Raw genomic sequence first — 10,969 nt, forward strand, 5'->3', positions numbered from 1 at the left:
GATACAAAAAAAACCTGCTACATGAGCAGGTTTTTTAACTTTATCAACAACTTAAAGTATCAACAATCTAATTACTTAGTTAGGTCATCGAAGAAGTTTTTAACGCCGCTAAAGAAACCTTCAGACTTTGGCTTATGCTTGCTTGCCGCTTCACCACCACAGGTTTCTTCGAATTCACGCAGTAATTCTTTCTGGCGAGCGCTTAGCTTAACTGGAGTCTCAACCACTAGCTTAACGATTAGATCACCCACACCGCCACCACGAACGCCTTTCACGCCCTTGCCACGCATACGGAACATACGGCCCGTTTGTGTCTCTTCTGGTACCTTAAGGTTTACACGACCATCCAGTGTTGGAACTTCAACTTCACCGCCTAGAGCAGCCATAGAGAAGCTTACTGGTACTTCGCAGTAAAGGTTGTTGCCGTCACGTTCGAAGATGTTGTGCTCTTTTACGTGTACTTGTACGTACAGATCGCCAGCTGGAGCGCCGTGCTCTCCCGCTTCGCCTTCGCCAGATAGACGAATACGATCGCCAGTATCAACACCAGCAGGGATCTTAACGTTAAGTGTTTTCGTCTTCTGTTTGCGACCTTGACCATGACATGAGTTACATGGGTCTTTGATGATCTTGCCTTTACCGTTACAAGTAGGACAAGTCTGTTGAACCGCAAAGAAACCTTGGCGCATTTGTACTTGGCCGTGGCCATGACAAGTGCCACACGTTTGTGCAGAAGAACCCGCTTTCGCGCCGCTGCCGTCACAAGTATCACACTCTACAAGTGTTGGTACTTCGATTTCTTTAGAAACACCACGAACCGCTTCTTCTAGAGAAAGTTCCATGTTGTAACGTAGATCTGAACCACGTTGTGCACGCTGTTGACCGCCACCACGACGACCGCCGCCGAAGATGTCGCCAAATACGTCACCGAAGATATCGCCGAAGTCACCTTGGCCACCGCCGCCGAAACCACCGCCGCCGCCCATGCCACCTTGTTCAAAGGCTGCATGACCGTATTGGTCGTAAGCTGCTTTCTTTTGAGAATCGGTTAGGATCTCGTACGCTACTTTTACTTCTTTAAACTTATCTGCTGCGGTCTCATCACCCTGGTTACGGTCCGGGTGGAATTTCATCGCTAAGCGTTTGTACGCTTTTTTAATATCGCGCTCTGATGCATCGCGGCTTACGCCTAATACTTCGTAAAAATCACGTTTTGACATGTTCTAGGTCACCAAAATAATTGCTACTACCGAATGATCACTTCAGTAGTCTGTGTATCAATCTAGATAAAAGTTCTGCCGGCTGAAATGCCGAATAAAGCTATTATCTAGATCGACAAGTCTAAATACAAATTTACGGGCGTGAGAGTTACCTCTGACGCCCGCAATAATAAGTCTTTGAGACAAATTTCTAAGCAGATAGCTTGAGTCCTAAGTGGAAGCGCGGAGCCTACGTTAGTAGGTGGACACTTCCGATAACGAAATCAGGCTACTCTGCGACGAAATTATTTTTTGTCTTCTTTAACTTCTTCAAACTCAGCGTCTACAACATCGTCGTCTTGCTTAGGTTGTTCACCAGCGTCAGCACCAGCTTGTTCAGCTTGAGCTTTCTGTTGAGCAATTTCCATTAGCTTTTGAGCTGCTTGCATAAGTTCTTGAACTTTAGCGTCGATAGCTTCTTTATCGTTACCAGACTTAACTTCTTCTAGTGCAGTGATAGCCGCTTCGATTTTAGCTTTCTCGTCTGCAGGTAGAGCTTCACCAGCTTCTTCTACTTGCTTCTTAGTGCCGTGAATCATTTGGTCAGCTTGGTTACGTGCAGTTACTAGCTCTTCGAACTTTTTGTCCGCTTCTTTGTTAGCTTCTGCTTCTTGTACCATTGCTTCGATCTCTTCCTCAGACAGGCCGCCTGATGCTTGGATAGTGATCTTCTGCTCTTTACCTGTTGCTTTATCTTTAGCAGATACGTTCAGGATACCATCAGCATCTAGGTCGAATGTTACTTCGATTTGTGGCATGCCACGTGGTGCTGGTTGGATACCTTCTAGGTTGAACTGACCAAGAGACTTGTTGTAAGTCGCTTGCTTACGCTCACCTTGAAGAACGTGGATAGTTACTGCGTTTTGGTTGTCTTCAGCTGTAGAGAACACTTGATCCGCTTTAGTAGGGATAGTTGTGTTTTTCTCGATAAGCTTAGTCATCACGCCGCCCATCGTTTCGATACCGAAAGATAGAGGAGTAACGTCTAGTAGTAGAACGTCTTTAACGTCACCAGCTAGTACACCACCTTGAACAGCAGCACCCATTGCAACAGCTTCGTCAGGGTTCACGTCTTTACGTGGCTCTTTACCGAAGAATTCAGTTACTTTAGCTTGAACCATAGGCATACGAGTTTGACCACCAACTAGGATAACGTCAGTGATTTCGCCTACCGATAGGTCAGCATCCGCTAGAGCAACTTTTAGTGGCTCAAGAGAACGTTGAACTAGGTCTTCAACTAGAGACTCAAGCTTCGCACGAGTCACTTTGATGTTCATGTGCTTAGGACCAGTCGCATCAGCAGTAACGTAAGGTAGGTTTACGTCAGTTTGAGTAGTAGAAGAAAGCTCGATTTTCGCTTTTTCTGCTGCTTCTTTAACACGCTGCATTGCTAGTGGATCAGCTTTAAGGTCGATACCTTGCTCTTTCTTGAACTCATCTACTAGGTAGTTGATCATGCGGTTATCGAAATCTTCACCACCAAGGTGAGTGTCACCGTTAGTTGAAAGAACTTCGAAAGTCTTCTCGCCTTCTACTTCATCGATTTCGATGATAGAGATATCGAATGTACCACCACCAAGGTCGTATACAGCGATAGTGCGATCACCACCTTGCTTGTCTAGGCCGTAAGCTAGAGCAGCAGCAGTTGGTTCGTTGATGATACGTTTAACATCTAGACCAGCGATACGGCCAGCATCTTTCGTTGCTTGACGTTGAGCATCGTTGAAGTAAGCAGGAACAGTTACTACTGCGCCAGTTACTTCTTCGCCTAGGAAGTCTTCAGCTGTTTTCTTCATTTTCTTAAGAACTTCAGCAGATACTTGAGGAGCAGCCATTTTTTGGCCTTGCGCTTCAACCCATGCATCACCGTTGTCAGCCTTAACAATGTTGAAAGGCATGATTTCGATATCGCGTTGAACTTCTTCATCTTCAAAACGACGACCGATTAGACGCTTGATAGCGAACAGTGTGTTTTGAGGGTTAGTAACAGCTTGACGTTTTGCAGGTTGACCAACTAGCGTTTCGCCTTCTGTGTATGCGATTACTGATGCTGTTGTGCGTTCGCCTTCAGCATTTTCAATTACGCGTGGTTTGTCGCCGTCAAGAACAGCAACACAAGAGTTAGTAGTACCTAAATCAATACCAATGATTTTACCCATCAGGCCATCTCCGAAATATTTTCTATTAAGTTTTTGCTATACCCACATATGTGGGGGTGGTAATCAGGGAATCAACCCTAATACACAAAATTAAAGTGCAAATGTAATTTGCTTTCGTATGCACCATAGATAAGGGCTGTAAACTGGTTTTCAAGGGAATAAGTAAAAAAAATCTATTTTTTCCCGTATCTTTTTACATAAAGGTAAAAAGTGACCGATCCCTTGCCAATTAAGGCTCCAATGTTGAGAAACTCTCGCATTTGTCGCCACATTGAAACCTCAACCCTATTCCAGATGCCATAAAAAAAGACCTTCATGTGGAAGGTCTTTTTCAAATAGATATTAATCAGTTAAATATTGTTCAAATGGTGACTGATTCAGCCATATTATTGGTTGAGCACTAACTGGTAGAAGCTCGCTTGAGTGTAATCACCCGCTTCCATACCACGCCATTCACAGGCTGAGCTCGACTTCTTAGTGTTGCATTGATTGTATGCGCCCGCCTTGAAGTACATCCAGTCCTGTCCATAACCAAGGTCGATATCATGCCCCTGATACTTACCCTTAGCCAAATCAACATCATACGTCTTCACAATAGGATCGGCTGAGTTTGGATTCTTAGTAAAGGTTAAGTGCATGATGTTATCTTTGATATTCACATCGTATGAGAACACTTCACCTAGCTTGATGCCATCAGCAGGGTCCGAGCTGCCTTTTTTCAGATTGTATTGACCAAATACATCATGGCGAATGTCTTTACGAAGTTTCTTTCCGTTTTCATCCTTCGCGTTTTTCATCTCTGTCGGCGGGTTTAACTCATAGTTCCACGTTAACGAACCATGCTCATGTTCTGGCAACTTGCGGTAAACAATTTTCAGAGGTTCATTATCCGACCCATGGATTTGACCAATAACCACAGAGAATGCACCGGTTTTCTTATAGTTACCGCTGGTGCTCACCTGATCAACAGAAAGTGTTGCCGTCATCTGGCCACCGATAGAGCCAAACTCTTCCGCGTTCTTATGGCTTGAAATCGCGAAGTTGTTGCTCGGCGCAGAGTAGCTATCCGCTAGCATCGCTCTTAGCTCACTACGCGTGTTTTTACTGTTTGGCGTCGTTGGAGCTGTATTCGGAGCCACAAACACCATCGCACCAGACTCGGCATCCGTGTAGAACCATTTAGGGTGAACGTAAGGCGTGTCTACATTCGACAGTTCCTTTTTACCAATCTCCAGCGTTTTACCTTTTCTAGACCCTTCAGTCGTCAGCTCCGGTAAGTTAATTTTCCATTTAGATAAATCGAAGTTTTGTGCTGGTGCTTTTGCAGGGTCAAGATTGAACTGTTGACCAATATCGTGATTAGAAGCAAGAGCGGGAGCGGCTAAAAGGCTGGCAGTCAGTAGGCTAAGGTAAGACAGCTTCATTATTGGGTTTCCTTTATGTCGTCATAATGTAGGTTGTCAGAACAATATAATAATATTGTATTATTATATGTGATCTATATTAAAGATTGAAAACTGATGACCCATTCAGCGCGAGTAAAAAGAAAAAATGAGACTTCGCACCAACATAGCCCCCTCTTTTAACTCAGCAGCAGACAGCCCAAAGTACCCAACAGCAGAAATAAAAAAGCCCCGCTCTGGTTGAGCGGGGCTTCGCAGTTATTGAGTCTTAATTAAGAATTAAGCTTCTGCTTTTTGCAGCTCAGCTTCTTCGTTAGCTTCAACGCCAATTTCGTTTTCAGATTTAGCAACAATAGTGTTCACCGCTGTGTCACCCACTACGTTTGAAGAAGTACAGAACATGTCACAGATACGGTCAACAGCAGCAACAATCGCTAGACCTTCTGGTGGTAGACCTAGTTGGTGCAATAGAACACCTACCATTACTACACCGCCACCTGGAACACCACCAGCACCGATAGAAAGAAGCAGGATAGTTAGACCTAGAGTGAAGATATCAGCAGTGTTGATTGGCTGACCAAATGCGTTTGCTACGAACATAGTTGCCAGTGCGATGTAGATAGATACACCAGACATGTTCATTGTTGCACCTAGTGGTACACCGAAACCTGCTACTGACTTAGATACGTTTAGTTTGTCAGTAAGAGTACGCATAGTTACTGGGATTGTTGCATTCGAACTTGCTGTAGATAGTGAGAATAGAACTTGCTCACGCGTTGCACGTAGGAACTGCTTTGGAGAAATACCAGTGAATGAACCAACCATCATTGGGTAGAAGAAGAAGATCCAGAACACAAGCATCGCTACAACAAGCGCTACATAGCCAGCAACTGACATTAACGTGTTTGCATCAAGTGTTGCACCTAGTTGAATCATCAGAGCAAATACACCGTATGGCGCAAGGCTCATTACTAGGCCGATAAGCTTCATCATGATCTCGTTAGCCATCTTGAATGTCTTGATAGCTGGGCCACCACGAGAATCAAGAGCTTGGATAGCAAGACCAGTCAGAATAGCCATGAAGATGATTTGCAGCATGTCTCCACTTGCAAATGCTTCTACAGGGTTGCTAGGAACGATATTAACAACAAGAGAGAAGATATCTGGTGTTTCAGTTGTTGTAAGCGCAATTGTCTCAGAAACCGTACCCGCAAGGTTCGCACCTGCACCTGGTTGGAAAATAAGACCAATCGTTAGCGCTGCTGAAATCGCGATGATGGTGTTAATAATGTAAAGACCAAAGGTTTTACCACCAAGACGACCAAATGAACGAATATCTTTTAGCTCAACAATACCGCAAACAATAGATACGTATACAAGAGGAACTACAAGCAATTTGATAAGTGATACAAACATACCACCAGCACCTTCGGCAGCGCCAAGTAGATACGTATCAAAAATAGCAATACCGCTGAATAGGTACTGAATAGCAGTACCAATAAGTAGACCGGCGAACAAGCCTACAAAAATTTTACTTGAGAGCGATTTATCCATCGTTCTTCTCCAGTTTGTTGTGTTTAAAATTTGCACTTTTATAGTTATATATGCGACAAAAATCGCTATATGGCAGTGGATTTTACATATAAAGATAACAATTAAAAGTGTTTATTTACAAAAACATCACAAATGTGACATCAAAACATTTACTCATTCACAACAAGTTTCATAACACAAAACTCTAAATCGCTGATCTGAATGAAATAAAAAGAACGACATTCTTAATGCGGTTTTGATGCTTATTTACGTGGACTCTCAAGTTATAGGCACAAAAAAAGAGAGGCCTATGCCTCTCTTTTTATTTTACGTAAACCAGTGATTTATTTTGTCGCTGCTACTAATTCAGTCAATGCGCCAGTCAACCACTTGGTAACGTAATACGTCATTACTTAGCAACCATAACCATCGCTGGGCGAACCACACGACCGTTTAGTTCGTAGCCTTTTTGCATCACAAACATAACCGTGTTTGATTCGTGATCTGGGCTTTCTTGAATAGACATCGCTTGGTGGAATTCAGGGTTGAACGCTTCACCTTCAGGGTTGATCTCTTTAAGACCAAACTTAGCAACTGTGTCTACGAACGTTTTGTGCGTTAGCTCAACACCTTCATACAGTGGCTTAACCACTTCGTTTTCAGCGTCTGCCGCTTGCATTGCACGCTCTAGGTTGTCGATTACAGGAAGCAGACCTTCAGCAAACTTGTTCAAAGCGAATTTACGCGCTTTATCAATTTCTTGTTCGCTACGGCGACGCATGTTTTCAACTTCAGCTTTCGCGCGAAGAACAGAATCTTGCTGCTCTTTCACTTTAGATTCGCTAGAAAGCAGTGCAGCTTCCAGTTGAGCGATTTTTGCTTCCTGCTCATCAGCAGCGTCTTCATTCAGTTCAGCTTCTTCAACTTTCTCAGCTTCAGCAATGATCTGATCTAGTTCTTCTTCGGTTACTTTGTTTTCTTCGTTGCTCATGATATCTCCAGAATTCGTTTTCAATGCAAGTGACAGGCGTGTTTGCGCCCCAAATTGATATAAAACACTCGCATAGACGTTCAACTTGCCTTTATTATGGGGATGAAGAATTTTGATTCAAGCCTAATTCGTTTGGAAACGTTATGAAAAAGCCATTTGAAGTCATCGCCATTATCGGTAAACCTCGAGATCAGCAAGCAATTCAGACTCATAGAGAGCTCTATCAGTGGTTAAGTGCTGAGGGTTATCAAGTGTTTGTTGATGACAGACTCGCCACTATTTTAGACGACATCCCAAAAGAACATTTCTCTAGCCTGATTGAATTAGGTAAACGCGCCGATCTCGCCATTGTGGTCGGTGGTGACGGAAATATGCTCGGTGCCGCTAGAATCTTGTCACGTTTCGACATTTCAGTGATTGGTGTTAACCGAGGCAACCTTGGTTTCCTAACCGATCTCAACCCTGAAAACTTCCAGAGCGCGTTGACTGATGTTCTCAAAGGCGAGTTCATGGAAGAAGAGCGCTTCTTACTTGAAACGGAAATTCATCGTCACGGCCAGATAAAAAGCCACAATGCGGCACTTAATGAGGCAGTACTGCACCCCGGACAAGTGGCGCACATGATCGAGTTCGAAGTGTATATCGATGATAGCTTCGCCTTCTCACAGCGCTCTGATGGCTTAATCGTCTCAACACCGACAGGTTCTACCGCCTACTCGCTTTCCGGCGGCGGCCCTATCCTGTCATCAAGCCTAAATGCTATCTCACTCGTGCCAATGTTCCCGCATACCCTTTCAAGCCGCCCATTAGTGGTGGATGGCAAGCGTCGTATTAAGCTTATCGTATCGCCTGATAACCGTGGAACTCAGGAGGTGAGCTGCGATGGTCAAATCTCACTGCCTGTTTCTCCTGGCGATGAGATCCACATTTACCAAAGCCCGAATGTACTTAAGTTGATCCATCCTAAAGACTACAACTACTACCATGTTCTACGTAACAAACTAGGTTGGTCGAGTAAGCTGTTCTAAAAGAATAAACGCTCCAGTGGTAACCGAAAATTTGAAAGGCTGACGACATTCGTCAGCCTTTTTATTGCCAGTAAAAGCCCGTCGGCTCTAGCTTCTCTGCAGTTCCTTATACCTCCACTCCCAAGAGGGAGGAACGACTGAGTTGGGAATCTATAGCGGTTTCAGTGATCTACGAACAACCTCAATTCTGATAACGGTCGCAAAAAATTTTCACCTGTCGACTTTACTGTATAAAGAAACAGTATATACTGAACTTATATACAGTATTGTTCAGTTATACAGGTAAATAAAAATGCTGGCTCATTTAAGTGTTAATAATTTCGCTATTGTTAAGTCTTTACAGCTAGAACTATCTAAAGGCATGACAACAATCACCGGGGAAACTGGTGCGGGTAAATCTATCGCTATCGACGCTTTAGGCTTATGTCTTGGAGGACGATCAGATGCAGGAATGGTTCGACAAGGTGAAGAAAAAACCGAAGTCAGTGCCGCTTTTTTACTTGAGAACAATCTGCATGCTACCCGCTGGTTAGAAGACAACGAATTGCTTGATGGCAGTGAGTGCATCCTGCGCAGAACCATCTCAAAAGAAGGTCGTTCTCGTGCATTCATCAACGGTAGCCCTGTCCCTCTTTCGCAATTGAAATCGCTAGGACAACTGCTGATCAACATCCATGGTCAACACGCGCATCACCAGTTGATGAAAAGCGATTACCAAATGGCCATGCTTGATCAATACGCAGGCCACTTGAACCTATTGAAATCGACACGTAATGCTTATCAAGCCTGGCGACAAGCGGATAACCACTTAAAAGAGTTACGTGAAAATAGCCAGCAAAACCAAGCTCAAAAACAACTTCTTGAATACCAAATCAAAGAGTTAAATGAGCTGTCTATTGGGGAGGAAGAATATGAAGACCTCGAACAAGAGCATAAGCGCCTCTCCAATAGCGGAGAACTGGCCACAACCTGTCAGCAAGCTATCGAGCTTATTTATGAAGGCGAAGAAGTTAATGCGCTTGGTATTCTGCAATCGGCCAATAACTCCTTAATTCAGCTAGCTGAGCTAGATGAAAGATTGGCCGAGTTACCGAACTTGCTTTCTGAAGCCATTATTCAGATCGAAGAGACCAACAACGAGTTAAGAACCTACCTAGACAGCATTGATGTTGATCCCGGTCGTATGGCTTACGTTGAGGAGCGTTTCTCTAAAGTGATGTCGATGTCTCGTAAACACCACGTGTTACCTGAAGAGCTGTATAAGCACCATCAAGACTTACTACAACAAGTTGAAGCGCTTGATTGCTCTGATGAAAAATTAGAAGAACTGGCAAACGAGGTGGAAAACCAATACCAATCGTTCGTTGCTAAATCAGAGAAGCTTCATAAATCTCGAACTCGTTACGCAAAAGAGCTCAACAAGCTGATCACGCAAAGCATGCACGAACTGAGCATGGAAAAAGCGCAGTTTGCCATTGAAGTGAACAACACCAACACACACCCTTCTCCATTGGGTATGGATAACGTGACCTTCATTGTTTCGACCAACCCAGGCCAACCGATGCAGCCGATTGCGAAAGTGGCCTCTGGTGGTGAGTTATCACGAATCTCACTGGCGATTCAGGTGATCACAGCGCAAAAAGTGGATACACCAAGCCTGATTTTCGATGAAGTCGATGTGGGTATCAGTGGACCAACCGCTGCGGTTGTCGGAAAAATGCTACGTAAGCTGGGCGAATCGACACAAGTTATGTGCGTGACTCACTTACCTCAAGTTGCCGGTTGCGGTCACCAACAACTTTTTGTAGCGAAGAACACGAAATCAGGTAAAACCGAGACTCAAATGCACACGCTTGATGAGCAACAACGCGTTTCAGAGCTTGCTCGACTGCTTGGTGGCAGCCAGATTACCGAATCGACGCTTGCCAATGCAAAAGAGTTATTAATCGCAGCATAGGTTACATATTCAGCAACTTTCTGATAATTTACCGAAAATTCTTGGCAATTTTGCAACTTAATTCAAAATTGCCAGTCATAACAAGCTCAAAGCGCAAGGAGCTTTTTACTTCTTGCTGGAGCTTGTTTATTATCAGGCAGTATTTTAGCGAAGAAAGATCTCAAACTATGCGAATTAAAAAGTGGTTAGTTGCAGTTCCACTTGCACTAACAATGTTGACCGGTTGCTCTCTATTAGAGAAGTTGGTTTATCGAATTGACATCAATCAGGGTAACTATGTTGAACAGGAAGCTGTCGATCAGCTCAAGTTTGGCATGACAAAAACACAAGTTCGTTACGTTATGGGCTCACCTATGCTTATCGAAAATGGCTACCCAGATACGTGGTACTACATTTACCACCACACAAAAGGCCATGAAGACTCGATTCAAAAAAATCTTGTTGTTAACTTTGATGCAACGGGCACCTTAGTGACGATCAATGGTGATTTTGAAGCCAGTGATGAATTCTTCGAAAGCCTTCGCTAGCTTTCCAGTCAACAAAGCTCTCGGCCGATAAAGCTATCAGTCGACAAAACTATCCGTCGACAAAGCAAGAATCGCAAAAGCCTGCTCACATGATGAAGTGACCCCGTAAAGT

The 10,969-nt window shown here is 43.9% G+C and carries 8 protein-coding genes; 3 read left to right on the top strand and 5 right to left on the bottom strand.

Annotation, left to right across the window (positions count from 1 at the left end; all coding sequences use genetic code 11):
• Nucleotides 1-71: 71 nt before the first annotated feature.
• From dnaJ to grpE, 5 genes are all read right to left on the bottom strand, one after another.
• Nucleotides 72-1,220, bottom strand: a complete 1,149-nt coding sequence (gene dnaJ / locus AB4263_RS11560; RefSeq protein ID WP_017068546.1) for a molecular chaperone DnaJ — start codon at nt 1,218-1,220, stop codon at nt 72-74.
• 284 nt (nt 1,221-1,504) lie between these two features.
• Nucleotides 1,505-3,418: a molecular chaperone DnaK gene (dnaK, locus tag AB4263_RS11565; protein ID WP_017067645.1), complete on the bottom strand. Its 1,914-nt coding sequence runs from the start codon at nt 3,416-3,418 to the stop codon at nt 1,505-1,507.
• Between the two features lie 386 nt (nt 3,419-3,804).
• Entirely contained in the window at nt 3,805-4,842 is a 1,038-nt protein-coding gene (locus tag AB4263_RS11570; protein ID WP_017059866.1) for a polysaccharide lyase family 7 protein, read from the bottom strand.
• Between the two features lie 258 nt (nt 4,843-5,100).
• Nucleotides 5,101-6,375 (bottom strand): dicarboxylate/amino acid:cation symporter, encoded by a 1,275-nt coding sequence (locus tag AB4263_RS11575; RefSeq protein ID WP_372098242.1) that lies wholly within the window; start codon nt 6,373-6,375, stop codon nt 5,101-5,103.
• A gap of 388 nt (nt 6,376-6,763) precedes the next feature.
• Entirely contained in the window at nt 6,764-7,345 is a 582-nt protein-coding gene (grpE, locus tag AB4263_RS11580) for a nucleotide exchange factor GrpE (protein WP_102393637.1), read from the bottom strand.
• A gap of 143 nt (nt 7,346-7,488) precedes the next feature.
• Between grpE and nadK the strand changes: the two genes are divergently transcribed.
• The 3 genes from nadK (at nt 7,489) to bamE (ending at nt 10,857) form a co-directional block, all read left to right on the top strand.
• A complete protein-coding gene (nadK, locus tag AB4263_RS11585) occupies nt 7,489-8,373 on the top strand; it encodes an NAD(+) kinase (protein WP_017066747.1) in 885 nt (294 codons plus the stop codon).
• 292 nt (nt 8,374-8,665) lie between these two features.
• The gene (recN, locus tag AB4263_RS11590) at nt 8,666-10,330 is read left to right on the top strand and encodes a DNA repair protein RecN (RefSeq protein WP_017059862.1); all 1,665 of its coding nucleotides are present in this window, start codon (nt 8,666-8,668) and stop codon (nt 10,328-10,330) included.
• A gap of 167 nt (nt 10,331-10,497) precedes the next feature.
• The gene (gene bamE, locus AB4263_RS11595) at nt 10,498-10,857 is read left to right on the top strand and encodes an outer membrane protein assembly factor BamE (protein ID WP_010438918.1); all 360 of its coding nucleotides are present in this window, start codon (nt 10,498-10,500) and stop codon (nt 10,855-10,857) included.
• Nucleotides 10,858-10,969 lie beyond the last annotated feature (112 nt).

Source organism: Vibrio sp. 10N.261.55.C5, assembly GCF_041470505.1.
Taxonomy (GTDB): domain Bacteria; phylum Pseudomonadota; class Gammaproteobacteria; order Enterobacterales; family Vibrionaceae; genus Vibrio; species Vibrio crassostreae_C.